Source organism: Streptosporangium longisporum (assembly GCF_039534895.1).
Classification (GTDB): Bacteria; Actinomycetota; Actinomycetes; order Streptosporangiales; family Streptosporangiaceae; genus Streptosporangium; species Streptosporangium longisporum.
The window spans coordinates 434,959-459,412 of sequence record NZ_BAAAWD010000002.1; the positions used below are offsets into that span (position 1 = coordinate 434,959).

General features: G+C 69.9%; 24 protein-coding genes and 1 pseudogene. 10 read left to right on the top strand and 15 right to left on the bottom strand.

Annotation, left to right across the window (positions count from 1 at the left end; translation table 11 throughout):
• Positions 1-17 precede the first annotated feature (17 nt).
• Together ABD832_RS02365 and ABD832_RS02370 are read right to left on the bottom strand one after the other, a co-directional pair.
• Positions 18-2,588, bottom strand: coding sequence for a penicillin acylase family protein (locus ABD832_RS02365; protein ID WP_344887469.1), 2,571 nt, complete (start codon positions 2,586-2,588; stop codon positions 18-20).
• Positions 2,589-2,593: 5 nt separating this feature from the next.
• The gene (locus ABD832_RS02370) at positions 2,594-3,247 is read right to left on the bottom strand and encodes a 2OG-Fe(II) oxygenase (RefSeq protein ID WP_344887472.1); all 654 of its coding nucleotides are present in this window, start codon (positions 3,245-3,247) and stop codon (positions 2,594-2,596) included.
• Between the two features lie 133 nt (positions 3,248-3,380).
• Here ABD832_RS02370 and ABD832_RS02375 point away from each other — a divergent pair, with 133 nt between their 5' ends.
• Positions 3,381-3,974 carry a GNAT family N-acetyltransferase gene (locus tag ABD832_RS02375; protein ID WP_344887475.1) on the top strand — a complete coding sequence of 198 codons (594 nt, stop codon included), beginning with the start codon at positions 3,381-3,383 and terminating at the stop codon, positions 3,972-3,974.
• Here the strand turns inward: ABD832_RS02375 and ABD832_RS02380 are convergent.
• Positions 3,971-5,173, bottom strand: coding sequence for an aminotransferase (locus tag ABD832_RS02380; protein ID WP_344887478.1), 1,203 nt, complete (start codon positions 5,171-5,173; stop codon positions 3,971-3,973). The genes ABD832_RS02375 and ABD832_RS02380 overlap by 4 nt on opposite strands.
• 65 nt (positions 5,174-5,238) lie before the next feature.
• Between ABD832_RS02380 and ABD832_RS02385 the strand changes: the two genes are divergently transcribed.
• Both ABD832_RS02385 and ABD832_RS02390 read left to right on the top strand, forming a co-directional pair.
• On the top strand, positions 5,239-6,042 hold the full coding sequence (locus ABD832_RS02385; protein WP_344887481.1) for a DinB family protein: 804 nt from the start codon (positions 5,239-5,241) through the stop codon (positions 6,040-6,042).
• A gap of 96 nt (positions 6,043-6,138) precedes the next feature.
• Complete coding sequence (locus tag ABD832_RS02390; RefSeq protein ID WP_344887484.1) at positions 6,139-6,822, top strand: hypothetical protein; 684 nt, start codon at positions 6,139-6,141, stop codon at positions 6,820-6,822.
• Between the two features lie 346 nt (positions 6,823-7,168).
• Here the strand turns inward: ABD832_RS02390 and ABD832_RS02395 are convergent, their stop codons facing one another.
• The 4 genes from ABD832_RS02395 to ABD832_RS02410 form a co-directional block, all read right to left on the bottom strand.
• Positions 7,169-7,888 carry a VOC family protein gene (locus ABD832_RS02395; RefSeq protein ID WP_344887487.1) on the bottom strand — a complete coding sequence of 240 codons (720 nt, stop codon included), beginning with the start codon at positions 7,886-7,888 and terminating at the stop codon, positions 7,169-7,171.
• A gap of 11 nt (positions 7,889-7,899) precedes the next feature.
• A complete protein-coding gene (locus ABD832_RS02400) occupies positions 7,900-8,460 on the bottom strand; it encodes a PadR family transcriptional regulator (protein ID WP_344887490.1) in 561 nt (186 codons plus the stop codon).
• Positions 8,461-8,500: 40 nt separating this feature from the next.
• Positions 8,501-8,788, bottom strand: a complete 288-nt coding sequence (locus ABD832_RS02405) for a hypothetical protein (protein ID WP_344887493.1) — start codon at positions 8,786-8,788, stop codon at positions 8,501-8,503.
• Between the two features lie 389 nt (positions 8,789-9,177).
• A complete protein-coding gene (locus ABD832_RS02410) occupies positions 9,178-9,372 on the bottom strand; it encodes a hypothetical protein (RefSeq protein ID WP_344887496.1) in 195 nt (64 codons plus the stop codon).
• Positions 9,373-9,477: 105 nt separating this feature from the next.
• Between ABD832_RS02410 and ABD832_RS02415 the strand changes: the two genes are divergently transcribed.
• The 4 genes from ABD832_RS02415 to ABD832_RS02430 all read left to right on the top strand — a co-directional run bounded on the left by ABD832_RS02415 (position 9,478) and on the right by ABD832_RS02430 (position 13,159).
• Positions 9,478-9,687 carry a hypothetical protein gene (locus ABD832_RS02415; RefSeq protein WP_344887499.1) on the top strand — a complete coding sequence of 70 codons (210 nt, stop codon included), beginning with the start codon at positions 9,478-9,480 and terminating at the stop codon, positions 9,685-9,687.
• A gap of 153 nt (positions 9,688-9,840) precedes the next feature.
• Positions 9,841-10,050, top strand: a complete 210-nt coding sequence (locus ABD832_RS02420) for a hypothetical protein (RefSeq protein ID WP_344887502.1) — start codon at positions 9,841-9,843, stop codon at positions 10,048-10,050.
• Positions 10,050-12,563, top strand: coding sequence for a tetratricopeptide repeat protein (locus ABD832_RS02425; protein WP_344887505.1), 2,514 nt, complete (start codon positions 10,050-10,052; stop codon positions 12,561-12,563). Before ABD832_RS02420 ends, ABD832_RS02425 begins: the two co-directional genes overlap by 1 nt.
• A 71-nt stretch (positions 12,564-12,634) precedes the next feature.
• A complete protein-coding gene (locus ABD832_RS02430) occupies positions 12,635-13,159 on the top strand; it encodes a hypothetical protein (RefSeq protein ID WP_344887508.1) in 525 nt (174 codons plus the stop codon).
• Positions 13,160-13,836: 677 nt separating this feature from the next.
• On the opposite strand, the gene ABD832_RS02435 is transcribed toward ABD832_RS02430, so the two are convergent.
• From ABD832_RS02435 to ABD832_RS02445, 3 genes are read right to left on the bottom strand one after another with little or no spacing between them, the layout of a single operon-like run.
• Positions 13,837-16,260 carry an ABC transporter permease gene (locus ABD832_RS02435; protein ID WP_344887511.1) on the bottom strand — a complete coding sequence of 808 codons (2,424 nt, stop codon included), beginning with the start codon at positions 16,258-16,260 and terminating at the stop codon, positions 13,837-13,839.
• Between the two features lie 8 nt (positions 16,261-16,268).
• Positions 16,269-16,964, bottom strand: a complete 696-nt coding sequence (locus ABD832_RS02440) for an ABC transporter ATP-binding protein (protein ID WP_344887514.1) — start codon at positions 16,962-16,964, stop codon at positions 16,269-16,271.
• Between the two features lie 55 nt (positions 16,965-17,019).
• Complete coding sequence (locus ABD832_RS02445) at positions 17,020-17,169, bottom strand: hypothetical protein (RefSeq protein WP_344887517.1); 150 nt, start codon at positions 17,167-17,169, stop codon at positions 17,020-17,022.
• Positions 17,170-17,335: 166 nt separating this feature from the next.
• On the opposite strand from ABD832_RS02445, the gene ABD832_RS02450 reads away from it, so the two are divergent.
• Positions 17,336-18,535 (top strand): sensor histidine kinase, encoded by a 1,200-nt coding sequence (locus ABD832_RS02450; protein WP_344887520.1) that lies wholly within the window; start codon positions 17,336-17,338, stop codon positions 18,533-18,535.
• Positions 18,532-19,284: a response regulator gene (locus ABD832_RS02455; RefSeq protein ID WP_344887522.1), complete on the top strand. Its 753-nt coding sequence runs from the start codon at positions 18,532-18,534 to the stop codon at positions 19,282-19,284. The genes ABD832_RS02450 and ABD832_RS02455 overlap by 4 nt, the downstream gene beginning before the upstream one ends.
• A 223-nt stretch (positions 19,285-19,507) precedes the next feature.
• On the opposite strand, the gene ABD832_RS02460 is transcribed toward ABD832_RS02455, so the two are convergent.
• The 4 genes from ABD832_RS02460 to ABD832_RS02475 form a co-directional block, all read right to left on the bottom strand.
• Positions 19,508-20,152, bottom strand: coding sequence for a transaldolase family protein (locus ABD832_RS02460; RefSeq protein ID WP_344887525.1), 645 nt, complete (start codon positions 20,150-20,152; stop codon positions 19,508-19,510).
• A 112-nt stretch (positions 20,153-20,264) separates the two neighbouring features.
• Positions 20,265-21,731 (bottom strand): xylulokinase, encoded by a 1,467-nt coding sequence (xylB, locus tag ABD832_RS02465; protein ID WP_344887527.1) that lies wholly within the window; start codon positions 21,729-21,731, stop codon positions 20,265-20,267.
• Positions 21,732-21,733: 2 nt separating this feature from the next.
• A complete protein-coding gene (locus ABD832_RS02470; RefSeq protein WP_344887530.1) occupies positions 21,734-22,339 on the bottom strand; it encodes an SIS domain-containing protein in 606 nt (201 codons plus the stop codon).
• Between the two features lie 113 nt (positions 22,340-22,452).
• A complete protein-coding gene (locus ABD832_RS02475; protein WP_344887533.1) occupies positions 22,453-23,130 on the bottom strand; it encodes an ATP-binding cassette domain-containing protein in 678 nt (225 codons plus the stop codon).
• On the opposite strand from ABD832_RS02475, the gene ABD832_RS02480 reads away from it, so the two are divergent.
• Positions 23,113-23,601 carry a hypothetical protein gene (locus ABD832_RS02480; protein WP_344887536.1) on the top strand — a complete coding sequence of 163 codons (489 nt, stop codon included), beginning with the start codon at positions 23,113-23,115 and terminating at the stop codon, positions 23,599-23,601. The genes ABD832_RS02475 and ABD832_RS02480 overlap by 18 nt on opposite strands.
• Here the strand turns inward: ABD832_RS02480 and ABD832_RS42015 are convergent.
• Positions 23,574-23,972, bottom strand: a pseudogene (locus ABD832_RS42015) (ATP-binding cassette domain-containing protein); the annotation flags it as partial. The gene ABD832_RS02480 and the pseudogene ABD832_RS42015 sit on opposite strands and share 28 nt — an antisense overlap.
• Positions 23,973-24,454 lie beyond the last annotated feature (482 nt).

Below are 24,454 nucleotides of genomic sequence, written 5' to 3' on the forward strand. Positions count from 1 at the left end.
GGCCGGCACCCATGACCTCACGGGACCAGCGTCAGGGTGTGCTCCGCCTCGGTCCTGACCCGGTCCCGCGACCAGCGCATCGGCGCCGTGCGACCGGTACGCCATAGTTCCAGCTGGTCCCCGTAATGGGGATGGAAGGCGTGCCCGGAGTTGCCCGAAAGCTGGATCCAGGCCGAGCCGTCCAGGTCCGCCAGGTCCACGATCATCCGCATGGACGGCACGAAGTCGACCTCGTAGCCCCGCTCCGGCGTCCAGCCCGTGGCGTTGACGAGGTCCGCGCCACCCGCCGTCGCCACCGGTCCCAGGTTGAAGAGCCACTCGATCGGCGCGATGCCCGACTCACCGAAGGTCGCGTTCCGCAGCGTCAGGGTATGGAGGTCGCCCCATCGCCACTCGAGCGGCTCGTCCCCGAGCAGCCCGTTCAGCTCGGACGTCGCCGTGTTCATGGCGGTCACGAGCATGTCGTTCATCGACTCGACCCCGGGCGTCGTCCTGTCGTCCCACCACGGTGAGGACGGCTCGCCCAGCAGTGGCCGGAGGATCTCCCACGAACCGTCGCCACTGGCCGGTTTCTGGCCGTCCGGCACCTCGTCGAAGGTGCGCAGCAACAGGTGCCGCAGGGAGGCGTTGTAGAAGGCCGCGGCGGCCGAGTCCGCGGGCTGCTGGAAGTCCCAGCCCCGCATCAGCTCCCTGGCCCGGGCAGCGGCACCCGTGACGCCCTCGGCGGCCAGCAGTGACGGCACCAGCTCCGGCGCGAAGCCGTTACGGTTGTCGAACTGCATCTCCCGCATGTCCCCCAGGTCGAGCCTTCCGCGGCTCGCGCGCTCGGTGATCATGTCGAGCACCCGCTGGCTGCGATAACCGTAGGACCAGTCGTCGGTGAGGAAGGGGCCGCGCTTCGGTCCGGTCACCGCCTGGTTGGCGGTGACGATCACGCCGCCGGGCGGGTTGAACCGCTGGGGCAGTTCCGCGAACGGGACATAGCCCGTCCAGTCGTAGGCGGGATCCCAGCCGAGGGCCGGCCACTGGCCGTTGCCCTTGCCCCTGACCGGCACCCGGCCCGGGGCCTGATAGCCGATGTTGCCGTCCACGTCGGCATAGACCAGATTCTGCGAAGGCACCTCGAACAGGGCCGCCGCGGCACGGAACTCCCCCCAGTTCGCCGCCCGGTTGAGCGCGAAGATCGCCTCGACGGTGCGTCCGGGGGTGAGCGCGGTCCAACGCAACGCCACACCGTAGGGTCCCCGGGCAGCCGCGGCCGGCACGCCGGGAGCCTCCACGTCGAGGCTGGGTGCGGGCGTCGGCACGGCCTGGTGGCGCGCGATCCCGAACAGCTCCGCCGACCGGTCCGACAGCAGCGGACCGTGCTTGGTGGAGCGCACCGTGAGGGGTACGGCGGCGCCGCCGGCCACCTTGATGACCTCCTGGCGGGTGGTGAGATCACGCCAGCCGGTGCCGTCGAAGTACCGCTCACCGTCGAGCTTTTCCAGGTAGAGATCGGTGACGTCGGGTGCGAGGTTGGTCAGGCCCCAGGCGACCCGGTCGTTGTGCCCGATCATCACGCCCGGCAGGCCCGACAGGGAGAAGCCCTGGACGTTCAACCGGCACTCGCAGCGCAGCCCGACCTGGTACCACACGTTCGGCTGGGAAGAGCCCAGGTGCGGGTCGTTGGCCAGCAGCGGCTTGCCCGAAGCGGTCAGCGCGCCGCCGACCACCCAGGAGTTCGAGCCTATCCCGGGACCGCCCGACCCCAGCAGGCCCGGCAGAGCCTTCAGTGTCTTCAGTGCGGCCAGCGCGGGCCCCGCCTTCCGCAACACGCGCCGCGACGGGACGGCCCCGGCCCCGGCCTCGGCGGTGGCCTTGACCGCGCCGTCGTCGACGATCGGGCGGTTCCTGTCGTACGGGTAGGGCGGGAACAGCTGGGCGATCTCCTCGCGGGTGAGCCCGTGCGCGAGCAGGGAGGCGCGTCCGATCTCGGCGCTCAGATTGCTGCGCAGGTCCCACGCCATCGCCTTCAGCCATGCGATGGAGTCGATCGGGTCCCAGGGAGCCACGGTGTACCCGTCGTTCTGCAGACCGAGGACCGTGTACTCCAGGCTCTTGCCGCCTGTCGCCGCGGCGCCTCCGTTGCCGGCGATCCAGGCGTTCACCCCGTCGGCGTAGGCCCGCAGGTGGCCGCGGGCCTCCGGCGAGATGAGCCGCCACTCCTGCTCGGCCACCCGCCGCCAGCCCAGCGTGCGCAGGAACGCGTCGGTGCCCACCTGTGAGGCGCCGAACATCTCCGACATGCGGCCGGAGGCGAGGTGGCGGCGGAAGTCCATCTCCCAGAAGCGATCCTGCGCGGTGACGTACCCCTGCGCCTTGAACAGGTCCGCCTCGGTGCGCGCGTGGATCTGCGGCACGCCGTACCCGTCGCGGTGGACGGTCACCGGAGCGGACAGGCCCGAAAGGGTCAGCGTGCCCTCGTACGCCGGGAACGCGCGGCGCACCGTCCACACGGCCAGCGCCGCACCCGTCAGCGCAAGGACCAGCACCAGGGCCAGCCCCCACCGTGCCATCCGCCACAGCCGGCCGCGCTTGCCTCGCATGACGGCTACGGCCGGCCGTACAGGTACTCGTTGAGGTCCTGCGGCCGCGTCTCCTCCGGGCAGTCGTCGGTGTAGTAGTTCATGCCGATCGCCATGCGCAGGCCCGGCTCTCGCAGCCGCCGCACGTAGTGCGGGAAGCGCCGCGCGTCGAAGAAGACCAGGTGCCCGGCCATCGGGTAGAGGGTCGAACAGTCCTCGTCGACCTCCTCGACCGACTGGGCCCGCTCGTCGTTGGCCACCACGAGTTCCCCGCCGGTGCCCCGGGGGTGATCGGTGACGTAGAGCAGTGCCTCGACCGGGTTGGTGTCCACATGGCACTCGTAGCGGTCGGTGCCTTCCTGGACGTTCATGACGACCGCGTAGCGCCGATCCTCGGTCGGGTGGATCCTCTGGCCGGTCGCCTCTTCGTACAGCTCACGAAAACGACCTCGATAGAGGTCGATCAACCATGGCAGGCGATCCCACATGATGGGACCACGGACCGTCATGATGTGCAGGGACTTCACCTCGGAACCTTCCCGGGAGGTGGAGTGCGGCGGAACCAGGCGCTTGATGATCCGGTCGTCGCGGGCGACCTTCTCGATCTCCTCGCGCCAACCCACGGGCATGATGGAGGAGACGTCGAAACTCAACCAGCTGAACCGATTAGCCGAGAACATGTGCACATCGTCCCCGACGATCCCACCGAAAGCGGCTCCCAGCTTTAGGGGACGCCAGGGGCCGGAGACGGTCCGCTAGAGTGCCTCGGGACACCTAGCCTCGAGACCCTGGCCGAGGGAAGGATCGCGGGCGATGATCGTAGTTCTACCGGCCAACGAAGTGAGCTGGGAAGACCTGCAGACGGTCTTCGGCAAGCGTGGTGAGGCCGCCAAGTGCCAGTGCCAGCGCTACAAGATCCGTCATGCCCAGTGGCTGAGCCACACCCTCGCCGACCGCACCCACCGGCTGCGCCAGCAGGCCGACTGCGGGCAACCGGACTCCGGCACGACCAGCGGCCTGGTGGGCTTCCTCGACGGCGAGCCGGTCGGCTGGTGCGCGGTGGAGCCGCGCACCGAGTACCCGCGGCTGCTGGACACCAAGGTTCCCTGGCTGAAGCGCGACGAGGACGCGTCCGACCCCGGTGTATGGGCCGTGACCTGTTTCGTCACCAGGGCCGGCTTCCGCCGGCAGGGCGTCAGCCGGGCCCTCGCCCGCGCCTCGGTCGACTTCGCCCGCAAGGGCGGGGCCCGCGCGCTCGAGGGGTACCCGATGCTGACGGCGGACGGGCAGGACATCCCCTGGGGTGAGCTTCACGTGGGCAGTCGCAGCGTCTTCGCCGACGCCGGATTCCGCGAGGTGGCCAAGCCCACGCCCAGGCGTGTCGTGATGCGGATCGACTTCTCCTAGAGCCCGGCAGCTTCTCCCGGAGCATCCGCGGCTTTCTCCTGGAGCTCCCGCGACGCCGCGAGCCGGTCGGCGAGGTCCGCGAACGCCTCACCACCCAGATTGCCGACGCTCACCCGGATCATGGCCTGGTCGTCGGGCAGGAAGGCCGTCCCCGGGATGACCAGCATGTCGAGGCGGATCGCGAGGTCGCGGACCACCTCTTCGGTGGGCCGCCCGGTGAACGGATGCCGCATCCAGCCGAAGAACCCGCCCACGGAGACGAGCTCGAACCCTCCGGGACGCCCGGCCATCACCTCGGCGAACCCGCGGCGGGTGGCGGCGAGTTCTCCGGCTCGCTCACGCCGCCACCGCCGGGCCCCGGTCAGCCCGGCCCAGGCGGCCTCCTGCCCGATTCGCGGAGCACAGATCGCCACGCAGTCGAGCAGCTTCAGCACCTCTCGGTTGACCGACGGCGAGGCGACCACGGCTCCCACCCGGTAACCGGGCAGCGCGAGATCCTTGGAGAAGCTGTGCAGGCTCACCACGGTCTCGCCCCATCCGGGATCGGAGAAGAGTTCGTGCGCGGGTTCCTCGGTGTCGCGGAAGGATCGGTAGGTCTCATCCAGGATCAGGGCGATTCCCCGGCGCGCGGCGAACCCCGCGAACTCCGCGATCACCGTCGGATCGAGCGTCACCCCGCTCGGGTTACCCGGAGTGATCAGCACGATCGCCCGCGTCCGCGGGGTGACCAGCGCTTCGGCACGTTCCACGGCCGGCACCAGATCCGGGCCGGGCTCGAGGTACACCGGCCTGATTCCGGCCATCCGCAGCCACATGTCATGGTTGGGGTAGAAGGGCACCGCCAGGACGATCTCATCTCCGGCCTCCGCCAGCGCGGACGCGACCAGACAGAACGCCTGGTTGCACCCGGCGGTCACCACGACGTTCTCCTCGCCGACCCTTCCGCCGTAGGCCTGGGAAAGCTCGTCCGCGAACGCCTGCCGCAACCGCGGCAACCCGGCGATCTCCACGTAGGCGCCGCCGTTCACCTCCCGGGCGACCGACGCCACGTGCTCGACCACCATCGGCGCAGCCGGGTACGGCGGAGCACCCTGCGCCAGATCGAGTAGTTCACGTTCCTTGCATCGTCGCTCCAAGAGCGAGTAGGCCGCATCGAAGGGAGAGTCGATCTGCTGGAGAGTCCGCGGGTTCAGTCGCATCAGATCAGCGTGACCTTGCCCGGTCATCCCGTGTATCCCCATTTCGCGGGACACGGATGGCACGCATGAGCAGGTACGTCCTCGACGTGGACGGTGGGCACGGGGACAATGGCCCGATGGCATCACCCGATGCGCGGGATCTGCGGGGCTCCTCCTTTACCGGCACCGACCTCACCGGGGCGAGGTTCCGCGACTGTGACATGCGTCATGTCAAGATCATCTCTTCGGTTCTGGTCGACGTCTCCGTTTCCGGTGAAATCGAGAACTTCTTTGTCAACGGCATCGATGTGACCGGATACGTGGCGGCCGAACTCGATCGCCGCCACCCCGAGCGAGTCCTCGTACGAGAGATGAAGACGGTCGCCGACCATCACAAGGCATGGCAGACCATCGAAACGCTCTGGTCGGACACCCTCACCCGGGCCGGACGTCTGCCCGAACCGTTCCTCCATGAAAGGGTGGAGGACGAGTGGTCCCTGGTGGAGACCCTTCGCCATCTCGTCTTCGCCACCGACCTGTGGGTCTCGCAGCTGATCCTCGACCTCCCGGCCTCCTATCACCGGCTCGCCCTCCCGCCCAGCGACCACCCGCCTGAAGCCCTCGCGAGCCTCGGCCTCGACCTCGACGCCCACCCGACGTACACGGAGGTCCTCTCGGTACGGTCGGAGCGAGCGGCACTCGTACGCGACGTCCTCGGCCACCTCACCGAAGACCGGCTCCGGAGCCGCTGCCCTGGCACTTTTCCCCCCGCATGGGACGAGCCCTCGCCCTCCGTGGGCGAAGCCCTGGCCGTCATGATGGAGGAGGAGATCGAGCACCACCGCTACGCTCTGCGTGACCTTCGAGCCCTGGAATCACGCCGCGGTTGACCCAGGCAAACGTTCCGTCGGCTTCACCGAGAGATGCCGGTGGATGGACCAGCAAGTCGGGCCTTCCGATGACTTTGATCTTGGCCGATCTTGGGCTTGATCCGGTTTGACGGACATCCGAGATCAGGGGTTCGTCCCCGGAAGGATGTCCATGATGGAGAGCATGGGGAAGAAGAAACCGCGCCCTATGGCCTGGCCACTGACACCCCCGGCCACCTGGCCGCGCTGAGCGGCGGTGATGAGGGCGAACGCCAGGCCGCCATCACCCACCTGTACGACGCGGTGCTGCACCAGGGTTTTCCGGAAACGGCGACAGCCCCGGCGGCACGCGTCGTCGGCCGGCTGATCGCCACCAACGCGGTCGACGTCGGCACCCGCGACGAGCTCGTTGACTTCCTGCATCATCGCCGCCCTCGGCCGGCCCCTGCCCGCCGGCGTGTACGAGGGGACGTGGTCGAGGCGGCCATCGCCAGAAGCGACACCTTCGACCGTATCGCCGAGCCGGCGACAACAATCGCCCGGCAAGCGCACTGGACAGGCTGCGACATCAACTGGGGACCCTTGCTGAGCTTCGCCTTCCCCACCCCGCATGTTCCCGACGCCCCGCTGTCACCGGCTCAGCGCATGTTCCTGCACGCCCTGACGGGCAACGACCAGCTATGGAACCCACGTAACGGAAGCATCGCCCTGTGCTTCACCCGGGTGGGGCTGCCGCACGACCGGAAGCGATGCGCACAGATCGCCACGGCCGACGGGCAAGAAGACGCGCACGCCACCTGAAACGGCGCCGCGCTCCTGGCGCTGCTGCCTGGTGCCGCTCACATACCCGCTGCCAAGTCTCGGTCTTCGTACAACACCAGGTGGTACAGGACCTGGTAGTACCGGCGGATGTGACCAGTCGCGCGCATCGCGGAGATTGACCGTGCCGCCGGAGAACTCCGCATCGTTGAAGTCGACCGCGCCGCTGGCACTGACCGGCCGGGGGCTGCCATCCGGCCCCAGCTGCGCAACCCCGGGCACTCCTCGGCCGCAAGGCGTACCGCCGATTCCTGCACTCAGCCTCCCCCGAGGCCACATGCGCGCGCAGCCGCCCCGCTCGGCGGCCCCGCGCAACCGCCGTACCCGGTCAAAGACCCAGCACGGCCTCGAGGTCGTCGATGGCCGCCAGGGGCTGGGCCAGCTGCTCGCGTTCTGCCTCGGTCAGGGGCAGGGCGCGCGCCCGGGCCAGGGCGTGCCCGGCGGCGGCACGGTCCTTGGCGCGGACGGCGAGCTCGGCCCGGTAGACCAGCGCCTCCAGCAGCTCGGCCGCCGACGCGGTGTCCTTGTCCCGCTCCAGGGCGCCGTCCAGGATCTCGGCCGCCCGCTCGTGATTGCCGTTGGAGTCGCCCATCACGACCGCCCGGTCCAGCGAGGTGGTGAGCCTGCTCGTGGCCTCCTCCTTCTCCGGCAGGGGGCGGGCGGTCGTGAAGCGGATCCAGTTGCCGCCGGGGTCGATGACGGCGAAGCCGGAGTGGTTGCCGTCGTTCTTCCGCCTGCGCGGCCGGGTCATCCGGGGGATGCCGGAGACCAGGAGCTTGCCGTGCGCCGCGCGCATGCCCGCGGCGAACGCCTCGAACAGCTCTGCGGTGTCCGGCACGACGATCGCGCAGGTCCCGTAGGAGTCTTCGGGCGTGAACGCCTCCGGCATGCCGAAGAAGCCCAGCTGGAGATCCTCGCGCTTGAGCAACACGTACGGGTTCGGCCGGACCTGGTAGTAGACCTGGCGGAAACCGAGCATCGTGTAGAAGTCGACCATCTCGTCGATGGAGCGGCAGGGAAGCAGCGGTATGGCGATCTCGTTGGCCATCGGGGGAACTCCTATTCGTCGGCCATGGTGAACGCGCCTTCTTCCAGGCGGTGGATCATTCGGTCGGTCCACTGGGCGCCGGCGTCGGCGGTGCTCAGCCACAGCGACAGCACCTCGCCGACCGGGCCCCAGGTCGTCAGATCGGTGCCCTCGGGCAGGTACGCGGTGATGCTCGCGCGCCACTCGCGCATGGCGCGGGCCCGCCGGCGCAGCAATTCCAGGGCCCGCTCCCGGGGAAGGTCCTCGATGAGGCCGACAGCGGCGCCCAGCACGTCCAGGCTGGGCTCGCGATCGGCCAGCGCCTGACCCAGCAGGTCGAGGTACTCCCGCTCGCCCTGCCGGGTCAGCTCGTACTCGATCCGCGGCGGTCCCCCGGCCTCGGAGGCGACCGTCTCGTGCGTCACCAGCAGGCCCTGGCCGGCCATGCTCTTGAGCGCGTGATAGACCGAGCCCGAGGTGGCGGTCGACCACTCGTGCGCGCCCCAGGCCTCCAGATCCGCGCGGACCTGGTAGCCGTGAGCGCGCCCGCGCCTGCGCAGCGCGCCCAGGACCAGCAGCCGTACCGGCTTCATCGAACCCTCCCGATCTTCACTAGCCAAATTTGGTTAGCTGCTACCGGGAGGTTACCGCATCACCGTGGAGGAAATCGGTGTAGCGGCCGCTGCGGCGTACCAGCTCCTCGTGATCGCCCTCCTCGACGACCCGGCCGCCGTCCAGGAAGGCGATGCGGTCGGCGCGCTGGACCGTCCGCATCCGGTGGGCCACCATCACCACCGTCCGGCCGGCCATCAGCCGCTCGATCCGCCCTACGGGTGACGCCCCGAAGTGACCTCCCGGTGCGAGATCGCGCCAGGTCGGGGTGGCCGTTCCGGTCAAGCGGCGGGTCATGTCATCGGTCATCGACCAATAGATCATCGACTTGGAGCCGGCCGATCGGGTCTCGTAGTTGCGGGCCGGTGGTGCGGCATCAGGGTGCCGAAGACCCGCTCGACCCCCTTACAAGAACAATTCGGCAATTCTCAGCGATGCGTCCCGCCCTGCCGATGAGCGTTCTTGTCGGCTGCGGACTGGGCCCGCCGATTGAATCCGTCCCGGGCGGTCTTGCTGTCAGGGTTCCTCGCGGCCGCGGACTGGATCCGGGCAGAGTCGCCCTTGCCTGTGCTTTTTCCCATGTCACGGGACGTACCCAGCGCGCTCGGATTCTTTCGGCAATCGCGTCGACCAGCTCGGCGCTGCGAGGTGCCGACGCCTCACCGTGGCTTGCTCTTGGTGCTCGTCGGCTTCTCCCGTCAGGCACGGCGTATGGGGAAGTCACGGCTGCTGGTCGGGCGGATATAACCAGCCGGGCCGTAGGACGGCCAGAGCCGGTAGGCGCAGTTGTAGCAGTTGGTGTGCAGGTACCACCCGGCGGTCCTGGTCGTCACCGTGGCGTGCTCGGGGATTTCCGAACCGCACGCGGTGCTGGCGGCCGCCTGGGCGCGCATGCCTCTGCCCTTCTTCGAGCAAGCCTGCGAGGGTGTCCCGCCGGGTCACAACGGTGGTAGATGACCGGCTCGGTAGGGGTGGCAACGAAGTGGTGATCAACGGCGATGTTCCTGCTGAACGCGCACGCCTCCCCCATCGCCGGATCGTTCAGGAGCGCACTGATGGTTGATCTTGGTTTTGTCGGGCCGAGTAAGCCCGCCGACGACTACCAGCTGCTCGGGGTCACTGACGGCGATACGCCGACGATCGCGATGGCGATGGTGTCGATCGACACTCCCGAAAGCGCCTACGGCGGCAATCCCGCCACCGCGTAAGCCACCCTGGAGCGCACCCACCGTAGGTAACTCCTATGTCACTTCCCTGCGTTTTGCGCAGGTCTGGCGTCACCCTGAAAAGGTGCCGATACCCCCTCACTCCCGTCTCCTGTCGATGATCACCGTTGTGCGCGTTCGGCATGTCGGCTCAAGATGAGCGTGATCGTCGTGGTGTTGACCGCTCCGCTAGAGGCAGGCCCGCCTGGCTTCTTCGTCCGCGTCCTGCAGGTGCCGACACCCAGTGAACGCTCCAGCGTGATCGGCATCTTCAGCGCGATGACCGCACTGCCGATTTCCGTGGCTGCGCTGCGGCTGCGCCAGGAGCACGCCCGCGCTCAGCACGTGGCTGGGCAAGGTGCCTGATGAGTGAGGGCCAGGGCGAGCACTACCGTGGTGACCACATTGAATTTCGCGACAGCGACATCCAAGGTGGCGTTACCGGGGTCCGCTATGAACATCACCACCACTACCCGCCCCCAGCGCAATCTGCTCAAGCTGCTGCGCCGGGCGAACCTCCGGGGCGGTTGATCGAGCAGGTGCGGGCGCTGGATCTGGAGGTGCACCCGGCGATCGACGCCGGCGCGGCCGCCGCCGGCCTCGACGTCCTGCCCGTCTACATTCCCCGCGCCCATGATGCGGCGTTGGCCGACTTGGTGGCGCGGGTGGGTGGGGAGGGTAGTGTGCGGCTGCGGGTGCTGGTCGGTGGGTCCTCCACGGGGAAGACCCGCGCCTGCTGGGAGACGGTCCGCCAGTTGTCGGCGCCGTGGCGGTTGTGGCACCCGCTGCGCCCGGACCGGCCTGAGGCCGCCCTGGCCGAACTGCAGAACGTAGCCCCGTACACGGTGGTGTGGCTGAATGAGGCCCAGCACTACCTGCACACCCCCACCAGCCCAACAGGTGAGCAGGTCGCCGCCGCACTACGCGAACTCCTGGCCACCCCAGGACGGGGGCCGGTACTGGTGCTGGGCACCTTGTGGCCTGAGTACTGGGAGCGGCTTACCACCGTCCCCCAACCCGGTGACCCCGACCTGCACGCCCAAGTCCGTGAGCTCCTCAAAGGCGCTGGCCTGCGGATCCCGGAGACCTTCACCGGCTCCGACCTGCAGGCCGCCCGTGCGAGCGCACACGAAGACCCACGACTGGCCGAGGCTCTAAGCCGGGCCCAAGCCGGAGCGTTAACCCAGTATCTGGCCGGTGGTCCCGCGCTGATGGAGCGCTATGACGGTGCGTCGGTCGCGGTCCAGGCGCTGGTGCACGCGGCGATGGACGCTCGTCGTCTGGGCCACGGCCCCGCCCTGCCGCGGCTTTTGCTGGAGGAGGCCGCCGTTGGATATCTCAGCGATGAGCAATGGGACCTTTTATCCGATGACTGGGCAAAACAGGCGTTTGCCTACCTGAATGACCCGCGGCCGTGCCGAGGGGTGCGCGCTCTGCTGACCCGCATCAAAAACCGGCCCAGCCTCTCCCCAGCCCCGCCGGGCCAGGAGGAGGGGGAGCCGTCGTATCGGCTGGCCGACTATCTCGAACAACACGGCGCCCGAACCCGCCGCCTGCTGTGCCCCCCGGCCGGATTCTGGGATGCCGCCATCCGCCACACCGCCACCCTCGGCGACCGCACCGCGCTCGCCCGGGCCGCCCATGACCGGGGCCGCTACCGCCACGCCGCCGCCCTCTGGCGGCCCGCCGCCGACGCTGGTGACGCCCCCGCCCTCGTGACCCTGGCCTGGATGCGGGAACGAGCGGGTGATGGGCAGGGTGTGGAGCGGTTGGCCCGCGCGGCCGCCGACGTCGGTGACACCTTTGCCCTGTGGGAGCTGGCCCGGATGCGAGGGAAGGCGGGTGATCGCCAGGGAGCGGAGCGGTTGTATCGCGCGGCCGCTGACATCGGTGACACCTTTGCCCTGTGGGAGCTGGCCCGGATGCAAGAGGAGGCGGGTGATGGGCAGGAGGCGGAGCGGCTGGCCCGCGCGGCAGCCGACATCGGCGACACCTCCGTCCTGGTAAGCCTGGCAGGGATGCGGCAGGAGGCGGGTGATCGCCAGGGGGCGGAGCGGCTGGCCCGCGCGGCAGCCGACGCCGGCAACACCTCCGCCCTGCGGGACCTGGCCCGGATGCAAGAGCGGGCGAGTGGTGATAGGCCGGAGGTGGAGCGGCTGGCCCACGCGGCAGCCGACGCCAACATCACCCCCGCCCTGCGGAAGCTGGCCCGGATGCAAGAGGAGGCGGGTGATCGCCAAGGGGCGGAGCGGCTGGCCCGCGCGGCAGCCGACGCCGGCAACACCTTCGCCCTATGGGAACTGGCCCGGATGCGGGAGCAGGCGGGTGATCGCCAAGGGGCGGAGCGGTTGTATCGCGCGGCAGCCGACGCCGGCAACACCTCCTCTCTGTGTGAGCTGGCCCGGATGCAAGAGGAGGCGGGTGATCGCCAAGGGGCGGAGCGGTTGTATCGCGCGGCCGCCGACGTCGGCGACACCTTCGCCCTGTGGGAACTGGCCCGGATGCGGGAGCAGGCGGGTGATGGGCTAGGTGCCGAACGGTTGGCCCAGGCGGCCGCCGACGCCGGCGACACCTCCGCCCTGCGAGAACTGGCTCAGATGCGGGAGCAGGCGGGTGATCGCCAAGGGGCGGAGCGGTTATATCGCGCGGTCGCCGATGCCGGCGACGCCTCCGCCCTGCGGGATCTGGTGCGACGTCGGGAGGAGGCGGGTGATCAGCAAGGTGCGGAGCGGTTGGCCCGAGCGGCCGCCGACGCCGGCGACACCTCCGCCCTGCGGGAACTGGCAGTGATACGAGAGCAGGCCGGTGTGGGCGGTCGATGGGGAGAGCTATTACGGTTCGGGCTGGAAGCCGATGGCCGGATCGCCGACCCATGGTGAATCACTCCCGGACCCCACCGGGTCGAACGGTCGCAACAGCAGTAATGAGCGAGTCGACGTAGTGCTGTGCAGTGATCAGCGCCAACGCCTCATCTCAGGCAAACCGCACGATCGTCTTCTCTTTAGCTTGGGCGATCACCTTTCGTGGCTCTTTGGCAGGGTTGATGATGGCGTGCATGAGAAGAAGCGCACTGGTGTGGGCGGGCGGGATCCTGGTCGCGGTAGCCGCAGGGTTGAGCGGTTACGTGGCCGGGGTCGGGTTGGAGGAAGGAGATCGGCTGGCCAGTGTGATCGCCGCGATCACCGGCCTGGCCGGGCTCGGCGTGGCCCTATACGGCCTGAAACAGCCCTCCCCTGGTGCCGCACCGGCCCCGACTTCTGAAAGCCCGGCCGTGCACAGCGCGGCGACGGAGCCGGCGACATCGCCGTCATCACCGCCGCCGGGGGCGGGACGTTCCTATGGCGGGGATCATGTGGAGATCCACGGCACCTTCCACGGCCCGGTCCAGGGCAAAGGCGCCCAGCACAACCTTCCGCCTTCGCCGCGGCCCTCCTCCCCACCTACGCCGCCGCCGTCTTCATCGTCACAGCCATGACGAGCAGCGGCCCTCACGGCGGTTACGGCGCTGATCACATCGAGCTGCATGGCGCGTTCCATGACAAGGCGTTCGAGAAGATCGACGCCTACATCGAGAACTACCACCCTCCTGCCGAGCAGGAGAAGAAGTGGCGGCAGATCGTCGAGGGTGACATCCCCCGCCAGCCACTCGGCTTCCAGTCACGGCAGGAGTTGGTTTCGACAAGGCGACCTTCACCTGCGACGCCATGTTCCAAGGAGCGACCTTCGGCGACACTGAGTTCCAGAAGGCGACCTTCACCCGAGCCACGATGTTCCAAGGGGCAACCTTCACCCGCTCCGCCTGGTTCGCCGAAGCGACAGGGCTGGAGCGGGCGGATTGAACGACGTGCGGGTGGCACCGGCGACCGCAGCTGTGCGGCGGGAGTGGCCGCCGTACTGGCGGGAGGAGGCGGCTGCGGACGGGTGGCAGACGCTGCGCCTGACGGGGCCCGAGGCGGGCGGCGAGGCGGTGGAGCCTGGACCAGCTGGGGAACTCGGTCACGGCGCGGCCGAAGGCCGGTAGCCGCACCACTCATCCCGGGACGCCCATCACCGGCCCCGACCATCGGCCTGCCACCTTCACGGTGAAGTCCGAAGGCGACCTGCCGTACCCGCTGTTCCACGTCTGGGCCATCCGCCCGTGGAGCAGCAGGCTCACAGGTAGGTGAGAGCTTCACGGACGGTGATACGCGAGGCGCGACCGGCCGCGGCCTCGGTGGCGAGCACCGCACCCAGCACGGACAGCACCATCCAGATGCCGGCCGCGAGCAGTGAGACCTGGAACGGCAGCGGCGCCTTGGTGAACAGGTTGCCCAGCCCGGCGCCGAGCACGGCGGTGAGACCGAGCGCCGGGATGACCGCCACCACGCATCCGGCCAGGGCGAGAAGGACTCCCTCGGTGACCACGACCCGGCGTACGATCTTGGGTCGTGCACCGATCGCGTGCATCACGCCGAACTCCCGGGTTCTGTCCAGGACATTGGCGCTCATGGTGGAAGCCAGCCCAATGGCGCCGACCACGCCCAGGGGTAGGGCGACCCCCAGCAGGACCAGCAGAACGGGCCCCATGTGCCCGGCCGAGGCGGCGTTGGTGCGGCTGACCGAGGCTGCGATGCCCACCTCGATTCCCGCGCCGGTGAGGGACTTCCCGATGGCGGCGGCGACCGCTTCACGGGTGCGCTCGTCGTGGCCGGCGGTGATGACACGGACCTGGTTGACGACTTGCGATTGCCCGCTGGCGGCGGCGAACCCCGCGGCAGTGGCATACGCGCCGCCGCCGCTCCCTTCCCTCTCCTCGACGATGCCGACGATGCGCCACGTGCTGGGTTCGCCGTCGATGAACAGGCGCACGGCGTCCCCCGCGCCCAGTTCGGGAACGGCGTTGTCGCGAACGATCTGGCTCAGCACCACCGCGCCGGTCTCACCCGGGTTCAGCCAGCGACCCTCGAGCAGCGGGGGCGGAGCGGACACTCGGTCGGCGGGCACGGTGTTGACCGAGACGCTGCCATGCCCCTGATCGGGATAGGTGCGGGTGAAAGGCAGCCGCCCCGTCCCCGCAAGGCCGATCTGCACCCTGTTCCAAACTTCTACGCGGATGACACCCGGCACCTTGCGCACCGCGCCGGCGACGGCGTCCGCATGGGCCGGACCGTCCAATTGCGCCTCGACGTCCCAATAGCGTTTTTGCCGGCGCTCCTCCTCCAGAGCCTGGGTACCGGAGTTGAGCGACATTCCCGCGACGAACATCGCACCCGCACTGGCCAGCATGCCGACCGCGAGCCAGAATCGCGCCGGACGCCGGACGGTGTTGCGCAACGCCATGAGCAGGCCACGGTCCGACCAGGACATCCGGCCCAGTCCGGCCAGGACGCCGCCGGCCGCGCTCGGCTCGGAACCTCCGCGATGATCGATCGCCGCTCTGACCGTGATGCGGCTCGCCCTGAGGACAGGCATCAGAGCCATCAAAGGCGGCAGGGCAAGCCCGACGGCGACGATCCCCGTGTACGCCCACCAGGGCGCGGCGAGATCCCCGCTCTGGATGCCGAGGATCTGCAGCAGCGTCTCCAGCAGATACCGGCCGATCAGGGTGGCGGGCGTGAGAGCGAGCAGCGTCGCCGCGGCGGCCACCAGGAGGACCATCGTCAGGTAGAGGCGCCTGATACTGCGGGCGCTCGCGCCGATCGCCTTCATGATGCCGATCTGCGGGATGTGCTGGGTGAACAGGTTGTTGAGCATGTTCGCAACGAGGATCGTGCTGAGCAGCAGCGCGGCCGCCCCGCCGGCCATGAGCGACAGCAACAGCACGTCGGCCTGCCACTGGTGCGGGTGGGCGTACGGGGTGGGCACCTGGATCTCGGCGACCGCCAGGCCCAGATCGCGCTGAAGCCAGGCGCCGACGTCACCGGCCGCCGCCACCACTTGCTCACGGTCCCGGGCCGGCGTGCGCTGCCCCGGCTCGGCGACCTGGATCTTCAGCTGATCCAGCAAGGCCGGTCGCAGCGACGCCGCGGAGAGAAAGGCGTGGCCCCGCTGCTCCTGGGGTGAGGGTGCCAGACTGGGGTCGTAGACCGTGCCGGACACCCGCAGGCGCAGCGGTTGCCCGCCCGGAGACGTGAGGGTCAGCTCGTCGTCGGGCCGTACGCCCAGCAGGCCGAGGGAATCGCCGCCGATGAGGATCTCGCCAGGCGCCGGTGGCCACGAGCCCTTCAGATCGAATCTGACCATCCGCATCGGGTCGTCCGCCGCCGCCACGAACACCTGGAGCGGCACGCTCAGCACCCGCCCGCCGATCGAGACAGCAGCGTCGAACTGGGTCCGCCCGGACGCTCGCAGCACTCCCGGCCTTTTGAGCGTCTGCTCGACGAGGGCCGCCATCCTGGCGGGATCGATACCCTGGTCCAGCACGATGGTCGCGGAGGCGGGCTCGGTGCTCATGTACGCGCCGCTGGTCTGTCCGCCGATGGACGCCCATGCCAGCAGCAGCCCTCCGAACACCGTCAGGCTGACCGCCAGGGCCACCACCATCAGCGCGAACCTCGACCAGGACGCCCGTAGATCCCTGCGCAGCTTGACCCCCATCAGCCCACTCATCGTGCCACCACGCTCTCGTCGGCCACGACACGGCCGTCCACCAGCGTGACCTCCCTGCCGACGATGGAGCGGATGTCGCGTTCGTGGGTCACCACCACGATCGTCCGGCCCTCGGTGTTCAGCCGCGCGAACACCTCCAGGACGGCGTCCGCGGTGTGCGAGTCGAGGTTGCCGGTCGGCTCGTCGGCCAGCAGCAGCGGCGGATCGTTGGCCAGAGCCCGGGCGATGGCGGCGCGCTGTTGCTGGCCTCCGGACAACATGGCGGGCAGTTTGCCGGCCTGATCGGCGATGCCCACGCGCGCCAGGAGCTCACGCGCCCGGTCACGACGCCGTACGGCCGGGATCTTGGCCGCGAAGTCCATCGGCAGCATCACGTTCTCGGCCACCGTCAGCGTCGGCAGCAACTGGAAGAACTGGAAAACCAGCCCGACGTTCCGTCCCCGCCACTCGGCCAGGCCCGACTCCGACAACTCGCCGAGATCGGCCCCGGCCGCCCACACGGTCCCCGAGGTGGGCCGGTCGATCCCGGCGAGCAGATTCAGCAACGTCGTCTTGCCGCTGCCCGAGCGACCGACGATCGCCACGAACTCGCCCTCCTCGACGGCGAGATTGAGTTGATCGACGGCGACGACCTCATCGCCGCCGAGTGGATAGGCCTTGACGACGTCATTGAGCTGAATAGCGACTCCCATGACGAGAACACCTCCGCTGCCGGGTTTCGGAACAGGGGGAACAAGGACGGCGCACTCAGCCTGCGCCGCCACCGTGATCGGGGATCCGGTGGCCCATACCGCCACCGCCGACCAGCATCATGACCACGAACAGCAGGATCAGGACCGCCACGACGAGCCCCGCCAACTTCGCCCAGCGAGGGATTCCGTCTCCGGCTCCGGCCATGGGAATTCCTTCCTTCTCGCTGTCTTCGGTGGCCGCAAAGCTACGAAGGCGGGGCATCACGCCGATACACCCCGTGGGAGGAGATCTCGCGTCCCCGCCGAGTGGAGGAGGATCCCCCTTCAGGGCGACTCTGCGCGAGCACCTGCGGCGTTACCCTGGCCATGTCATGTCATGGCCCCGAACACCCCGATCCCAGGCGCTCGTCGACGCCGCTCTCGCCGTCATCGTGTTCGTCGTGTCACTGGCGCTGCTCTCCTACGGCGGCCCCACGCCCGTCCGGGCCGACGCCCGGGAGCTCGACGCGCTCGGCATGCTGCTCGCGGCCTGCTCGGCCGTGCCGTTCGTGGCGTGGCGGCGCTTCCCGCTGGCCGTCTTCGCGGTGACGGCGGGGGCCGGCGTGCTCCTGACCGGGCTCGGCTATTCAGCTGATCTGGTACTCGGTCCCATTACCGCCCTCTACCTGCTTGCGACCCACCGCCGATCCAGGTGGACGGCAGGCAGCGGCATCGTGGTGGGTGGGCTCCTGGCCGCGTATCTGGCCGCCGCGGCCGACGCGCGGGGATCGTTCCCTGGGATCGGGCTCATCCACACCGCTCTGCCCTGGACATTGGCGTGGTTCGCCGGTGAGCGAACCCGGCTGCGACGGGAGCAGATGGCCGAGCTCAACAGGCGGGCCGTGGACGCCGAGCGGGAGACCGAACGTGAACGCCGGCGCGCGATCCGCGAGGCCGGGCGCGAACGACGGCTCGCCGTCGCCGAGGAACGCGCCCGCATCGCCCGCGACCTGCACGACTCCGCCGGTCACGCGATCAGCCTGATCGCCATCCGCGCCGGCGCCGCCCGGCTGCGCCACCACGACGAGGACACCGGACGCTCGCTGAAAGCCCTGCAGACGATCGAAGATCTGGCCAGGCAGACGGCAGCAGAAATCGACCAGCTCGTGGGCAACCTCCGCGACAGCGACCAGGAGGAAGCCACGCCTCTCGGGGTCGCCTCACTCGAGACCCTGATCTCCCACCACACCGCGTCAGGGCTGCCTGTGGACCTCGACGTCACAGGACCGCAGCGACCACTCGGCGCCGCAACGGACCAGGCCACCTACCGGATCCTCCAGCAGGCGCTCACGAACGCGGCCCGCCACGGCGCCGGAGGGGCCCGGGTCAGGCTCGACTTCACCGGCCCCGAGCTCCAGCTCACGGTCACGAACCCGCTCCGCTCCGACCCTGCCCCGTGCCGCGACGGAGGCCACGGCCTGATCGGCATGCGTGAGCGGGCCCTCCTGGCCGGTGGCAGCCTCGAGACCGGCCAGGGCAACGGCACCTTCCGGGTCCGCGCACTGCTGCCGTTCGGAGGCACTCCGGCATGACCCGGGTACTGATCGCCGACGACGACCATCTGGTACGCGCCGGGCTCGCCGAACTCCTCACCGCCGACCCCGCCATCGAGATCGCCGGACAGGCCGCGACGGGGCGCGAAGCCGTCGAAAGAGCCTGCCGGCTCACGCCGGACGTGGTCCTCATGGACGTGCGGATGCCCGACCTCGACGGGATCGCCGCCACCAGGCAGCTCTCCCGATCCGCCCCCGCGGTGAAGATCCTCATCCTCACGACGTTCGAGCAGGACGACTACATCTTCGGCGCCCTGCGCGCCGGCGCCTCCGGGTTCCTGCTCAAACGCGCCCGCCCCGAAGAACTGATCGCCGCCGTGCACGCCGTCGCCGCAGGAGACTCCCTGCTGTCCCCGTCGGTCACCCGCCGCGTGATCGACCGCCTGGCCCAGCAGCCCACCCCCGATCTCACCGGCCAGACCCGGCTCGACACGCTGACCCCGCGCGAGCGCGAAACCCTGGGACTCGTCGCCGCGGGCATGTCCAATCGTGAGATCGCCGCCGCACTCGTCGTCGAGGAGTCCACGATCAGGACTCATGTGAAGCGCATCCTGATGAAACTGGGCCTGCGCGACCGTGTGCAGGCGGTCATCTTCACCTACGAGGCAGGCATCAATCTCCCCCGCCGCGCAGACCCCGGGGACCGCCCGGCGCTCTCGGCGGAACCGGGCACGACCTCGACGCTCGCCTCGACCGGCTCGCCGCGCAACCGCATACCTCATGGCTGATGCGCCTTCGGCACAGTGAACTTCTTCCGGGAACCGGGGTTCCTCAGAGATCAGGTGTTCACTGAACCGGGTCGACTCCAACCGACTGGTGAGCCGCTTCCGGTTCGTCGCCGATCACCGAGGCGCCTTCGGCGTCAAGCGGCCGTGCCGGGTGCTGAAGGTGTGCCGCGATGAAAGACCGGTCCGGAAGAGCCGGTGACACCGCGTGATTTCGGAGGCGTCGTCAATTCCGGCGCGCTGCGATGGTCTCGAACCGGTCGGCAGCGGCGAGCGTGGGCTCGTCGGCCAGTAGTGCTTCGCACAGCGGAGCGCTCAGCGCGAAGTCGGGTACGCCCGCGGCGGCCAGCGCCGCGACGTCCTCCCGGTCGCGCAGGCTCGCCGCGAGCACCCGCGTGCCCGATCCGGACAACACCTGATGCATCTGGATCGTCTCGGCGACGCCGTCGCGGCCCTGGTCCGTCATCCGGCCGACGTACGGCGCGATGAAGCGCGCGCCGACGGCATCCGCGAACAGTGCCTGCGTCGCGTGGTGGACGGCGGTGACCAGAATGGGCACGTCCTCGTCCGCCAGGACACGGGCGGCGCCCAGTCCCTCCCGCGTGGCGGGGATCTTCACGATCGCCTGCGGTCCGAGGTCGCGGATCCCCCTGCCCGCGGCGAGGATCTCCTCGGCGGTCGTGCCCAGCGTCTGCATGAACACCTGCTTCGCGCCCGCGGCCGTGGCCCAGGTGAACACGGCGGGAAGGTCGGCCTGGGTCAGCCCGGCGCGAGCGAGCAGCGCCGGATTGGTGGTGACACCGGCGAACAGGCCGGTGGCCAGCAGGGGTTCGACGGCCGAGCGTTCCGCGGAGTCGACGTAGAGGGCCATGGGTCCATTCCTTTGCACGGATATGTGAACGGCGGGTGCACGAATCTGTGGACGGGGGATGCGGTCGAGGACGGGTGCACGAGGCTGTGAGACGGCGATCTGTCAGCCTCTGTCAGCCACTGTCCGCCCTCACCTGTTCGGCGAGCAGCAGGTAGCGCTCCATCAGCGCGGCCGAGTCGCCGGGCCGGGGAGTCACGGTCGCCGCCAGAGGTGGACGCCACGCGTCGCGCACGTCCTTGATGTCGGAACCGGAGAGCACTGCGGTGCCCTGGACGCAGGCACCCCGGGCGCTCGCCTCGGGCGCGTCCCGCGTGATCACCGGGCGGCCGAGTACGTCCGCGAGGACCTGCCGGTAGGCGAGGGATCGTGCGCCTCCGCCCACGGCCACCACCTCGCCCGGGGTCGGCACGCCCGCGGCGTCGATCGCCTGGTGCCCGCGCACCAGCCCGAAGATCACGCTCTCGAACACGCTGAGCGCCAGGCCTTCACGTGTCGAGGCGGTCGTCAGGCCGGCCATCACCCCCTGGGCTTTCGGCAGGTCCGGGCTGCGTTCACCGTCCAGATAGGCGACCAGCGTAGGCCGTGCCTGCGCGGGGTCGGCGGCCAGCGCAAGGTGGCCCAGTGTCCCGACGTCGACCCCCAGCAGGCGGGCGAAGGTGTCGGTGACCTTGGTGGAGTTGAGCGTGCACACCAGCGGCAGGTAGCCTCCCGTCGCGTCCGCGACGCCGTCCACCCAGCCGGTGGAGTCGAAGACGGGGTCGGCACTCACCGACAGCACCACCCCGGAGGTGCCGAGGCTGTAGGCGACGTCGCCGGTCCTCAGGCCGAGACCGACGGCGCCGAGATGCTGGTCGCCGCCGCCCGGGCCGACCAGCACGCCGGGCCGCAGCCCGAGCTCGGCCGCGACCTCGGGCAGCACGCGGCCCGCGGGTTCGGCGGGGCCGAGCACCCGGGGAACCGCCGCGTCCCAGTCGACGTCCGGCGACACCAGCTCGGTGAGCAGGTCGGTGCGCCACCGATTCTCGAACGCCGCGTAGTAACCGGTCCCGGAGGCGTCGGACCGGTCCGTGACACGCTCGCCGGTCAGCCGGTACGTCAGCCAGTCGTGCGGTACCAGCACGGTGGTGAGGCGCCGCAGGTTGCCGGGCTCGTGCTCGGCCAGCCAGGCCAGCTTGGTGACGGTCAGCGCGGCGGTCGGGGTCAGGCCGGTCGCGCGCACCCAGTTCCGGGCCCCGTAGCGCGCCACCAGGCCGGCCGCCTGCGGCGCGGACGTCGTGTCGTTCCACAGTTTGGCAGGCCGCAGGACCTGGCCGGCGGCGTCGAGGGCGACCAGGCCGTGACACTGGGCGGTCACGCTCACGGCGTCGATGGAGCCCGGCCGTACGCCCGCGTCCCGGCAGGCCAGGGCGAGCGCGGTGGCCAGGGCGTGCCACCAGGCCGCGGGATCCTGCTCGCTGAGCGGCGGGTGCGTCACCGGATGCGGGGCGCGGCCGGTCCCGAGCAGCGCACCGTCATCGGCGTCGCGGAGCTCCACGGTGCAGGACTGCGTCGAACTGTCGATGCCTGCGACGAGGGGCATGGTCAGACCGTGCCCCTCGACACGCCCGCCGCCTCGGTGCCGGTGTCGAAGGTCAGCGCGGGCAGGGGCTCCGGGGCGTCGTCGATCTGCCCGACGGCCCCCGACGGGTGACTGTGCAGCACCTGCTCCCATCCGTAGCCGCGCAGCCTCATCAGGACGTACGCGAGCGCGTCGCCCCACACCGCGGTGACGAGCGTCGAACCCATGGCGATCACCTCGCCCGGATCCACGCCGGGCGGGCTCTCCAGCTTGACCACCAGGTCCGCGCGGTTCCCCAGTTCGGACTCGGTGACCGCCGTCAGGGCGATCACCCGGGCACCGCGTTCCCGTACGCGCTCGGTCAAGTCGTTGATCTCCCGGGACCCGCCGCCCCGCGAGATCGCGATCAGGATGTCGCCCTCCGTGACGGCTCCCATCGTGCCGTGCAGGGCGTCGGCCGCCTGGATGAACAGCGCCGGCGTGCCGCAGACGGACAGCAGATGAGCCATGCGCCGGGCCACCGCCCCGGAGGTCCCGGCCCCGGTGACGAACACCTTGCCCTCGCAGTCGTAGAGCAGGCGGGCCGCCTCCACGAAGCTGTCGTCCAGCTGGTCGGCGACGGACAGCACGCCGTCCGCTTCCCGGCGTACGATTTCGCGGCCCTCGGACAGCACATCATTCGCAGCAGCGGCCATCACTGTTCTCTGTTGCCTTTCTTGGGGAGCGGGCCCGAGGCGGGGGATCATGCCGCCCCCCACGCGACCTGCCGGAGTTTGACCAGCGAGAGCTCGGAGGCGAGCTGGGTGACGCCGTCGCATCGCCCGTGCGAGAACGTCACGACGTCGTCGGACACGTCGAGGATCTCCTCCTCCTCGCTCGACACGACCACGACGGTCATGCCCTGCCCGGAGGCGAGGCGGCGGAGCAGGCGATGGATCTCGGTCTTCACGCCGATGTCCACGCCCTTGGTGGGCTCGTCCAGAAGCAGTAGCCGGGGCTCTTGCGCCAGCGCTCGCGCCAGGAGGACCTTCTGCTGGTTGCCGCCGGACAGGCTGACGACCGGGGCGTCCCTGTCGCCGCGCACGTGGAGCTGGTCCATGAACCGGGTGGCGCTCCTTGCCATGGCACGGCGGTCCAGCACTCCGTACCTGGAGAACCCGTGCAGCACGGGCAGGACGATGTTCGTGGCGGAGTCGAGCCCGGGCACGATCCCGTCGATCTTGCGTTCCTCGGTGAGGTAGACGACGCCGGCTCGCCGCGCGTGGGAGGGGTTGCGCGGCCGATAAGGCTCTCCGAACAGCTCCAGCCGCCCGGCGTCGATCCTGTCCAGCCCGACCAGCGCGCGCAGGAACTCCGTGCGCCCCGACCCGACAAGGCCGTAGACGCCGAGAACCCGTCCCGGATGGGCGTCGAGGGACACGTCGGTGAGGCGGGGGCCCGCAGGCCGCGCACCCGGAGGCTCGGCCGGGCCCCGGCCGGCAGCGCCGAGACGGGACGCCGTCCCTGGGGCCGCCCTGACGCCAGGTCGCCCAGTTCCTCCACCGGGAGCTGGTCGTACTGCCCGGTCTCGGCCAGGTGCACGGCGGCTTCCTCACCCGCGATCGCGCGGATGACGTCCGCCCGGTCGGTCTCCTCGACCGGCCCGGCGATTCGGACCTCGCCGTCGACCAGGGCCACGACCGAGTCGGCCACGGCGTACAGCTCGTCGAGCTTGTGGTCGACGAGCAGTACGCCGAGTCCCGACTCCCTGGTCAAGGACCTGATCAGTTCGAGCAGCCTGTCGACCTGCTCACCCTCCAGGCTCGTCGTCGGCTCGTCCAGGAGCAGGAAACGGGTCTCGCGCTCGGTGGCGATCGCGATCTCCAGGAGCTGCCGGGTGGCCACCGGATAGTGGCCCAGCGGCCGGTCCACGTCGACCCGCAGGCCGAAGCGATCGACCAGGTCCCGGGCCGCCCGGCGCATGCCTTCGCCGTCGAGCGTCCGCGTGCCGCGCCGCCGCTCGCGGCCCAGGAACACATTCTGGGTGATCGTGAGGTTCGGCAGGAGCGACAGCTCCTGGTAGACGGTGGAGATGCCGGCCTTCAGGGCGACCGCGGGGCCGGTCAGCTGCATCCGGCCGCCGTTCACGCTGATCGTCCCCTCGTCCGGCCTGATCGCCCCGGAGAGCGTCCTGAGCAGGGTGGACTTGCCCGCGCCGTTGTGCCCGACCAGTCCGACGACCTCGCCGGGCCGGACGCGATGACGGTCACGCCGGAGAGCCACGGGGACACCGGCGTATCGCTTGGCACGATCCCCTCGGCCCGTACGCAGACCCGCAGCCGGTCCGGGGTGCGCTCACACCTCCGGCCGACGTGGCCGTCAGCCGTCGGCCCGTCATTCAGCCCACCTCGCCGGTGCGGCGTCTGCCCTTGGTGTGAAAGCTTGAGCGGACGCAGTGGATCATTGGGCCTCGGGCTTGGCGCCGCCCAGACCAGGCGGAGATCTGCTCGATCACGCGCTTGCGTAGTCCTCGGGCTCCTGTGCCACGCACGCCGGGTTACTGGTCGTTTTTTTTGGGGTTTTTTCCCCAAAAGGGGGGTTTGGCTCGTCGCCAGCGCAGACGCCGTAGACCTTGCCTTACTTGCGCCGCTCTGGCTGGCTTGGAGCGCTCCACTAGGAGGCGGGGCCTGTGCTCGGTGAACAGGACGTTTGCCACGTCCGGTTGCCTGAGTATCTCGTGGGCGCGGCAGGCTGTCGGCGGGCTT

Bases quoted from the DNA above. Each gene is read 5' to 3' on its own strand.
- ABD832_RS02435 (WP_344887511.1), bottom strand. From the start codon at position 16,260: ATGGGGGTCAAGCTGCGCAGGGATCTACGGGCGTCCTGGTCGAGGTTC.
- ABD832_RS02385 (WP_344887481.1), top strand. From the start codon at position 5,239: ATGAGCAGGTACGTCCTCGACGTGGACGGTGGGCACGGGGACAATGGC.
- ABD832_RS02440 (WP_344887514.1), bottom strand. From the start codon at position 16,964: ATGGGAGTCGCTATTCAGCTCAATGACGTCGTCAAGGCCTATCCACTC.
- ABD832_RS02455 (WP_344887522.1), top strand. From the start codon at position 18,532: ATGACCCGGGTACTGATCGCCGACGACGACCATCTGGTACGCGCCGGG.
- ABD832_RS02420 (WP_344887502.1), top strand. From the start codon at position 9,841: ATGAGCGTGATCGTCGTGGTGTTGACCGCTCCGCTAGAGGCAGGCCCG.
- ABD832_RS02480 (WP_344887536.1), top strand. From the start codon at position 23,113: ATGGGCGTCGAGGGACACGTCGGTGAGGCGGGGGCCCGCAGGCCGCGC.
- ABD832_RS02395 (WP_344887487.1), bottom strand. From the start codon at position 7,888: ATGGCCAACGAGATCGCCATACCGCTGCTTCCCTGCCGCTCCATCGAC.
- ABD832_RS02450 (WP_344887520.1), top strand. From the start codon at position 17,336: ATGTCATGGCCCCGAACACCCCGATCCCAGGCGCTCGTCGACGCCGCT.
- ABD832_RS02425 (WP_344887505.1), top strand. From the start codon at position 10,050: ATGAGTGAGGGCCAGGGCGAGCACTACCGTGGTGACCACATTGAATTT.
- xylB (WP_344887527.1), bottom strand. From the start codon at position 21,731: ATGCCCCTCGTCGCAGGCATCGACAGTTCGACGCAGTCCTGCACCGTG.
- ABD832_RS02375 (WP_344887475.1), top strand. From the start codon at position 3,381: ATGATCGTAGTTCTACCGGCCAACGAAGTGAGCTGGGAAGACCTGCAG.
- ABD832_RS02380 (WP_344887478.1), bottom strand. From the start codon at position 5,173: ATGCGACTGAACCCGCGGACTCTCCAGCAGATCGACTCTCCCTTCGAT.
- ABD832_RS02370 (WP_344887472.1), bottom strand. From the start codon at position 3,247: ATGTTCTCGGCTAATCGGTTCAGCTGGTTGAGTTTCGACGTCTCCTCC.
- ABD832_RS02400 (WP_344887490.1), bottom strand. From the start codon at position 8,460: ATGAAGCCGGTACGGCTGCTGGTCCTGGGCGCGCTGCGCAGGCGCGGG.
- ABD832_RS02445 (WP_344887517.1), bottom strand. From the start codon at position 17,169: ATGGCCGGAGCCGGAGACGGAATCCCTCGCTGGGCGAAGTTGGCGGGG.
- ABD832_RS02410 (WP_344887496.1), bottom strand. From the start codon at position 9,372: ATGCGCGCCCAGGCGGCCGCCAGCACCGCGTGCGGTTCGGAAATCCCC.
- ABD832_RS02415 (WP_344887499.1), top strand. From the start codon at position 9,478: ATGTTCCTGCTGAACGCGCACGCCTCCCCCATCGCCGGATCGTTCAGG.
- ABD832_RS02405 (WP_344887493.1), bottom strand. From the start codon at position 8,788: ATGACCGATGACATGACCCGCCGCTTGACCGGAACGGCCACCCCGACC.
- ABD832_RS02460 (WP_344887525.1), bottom strand. From the start codon at position 20,152: ATGGCCCTCTACGTCGACTCCGCGGAACGCTCGGCCGTCGAACCCCTG.
- ABD832_RS02365 (WP_344887469.1), bottom strand. From the start codon at position 2,588: ATGCGAGGCAAGCGCGGCCGGCTGTGGCGGATGGCACGGTGGGGGCTG.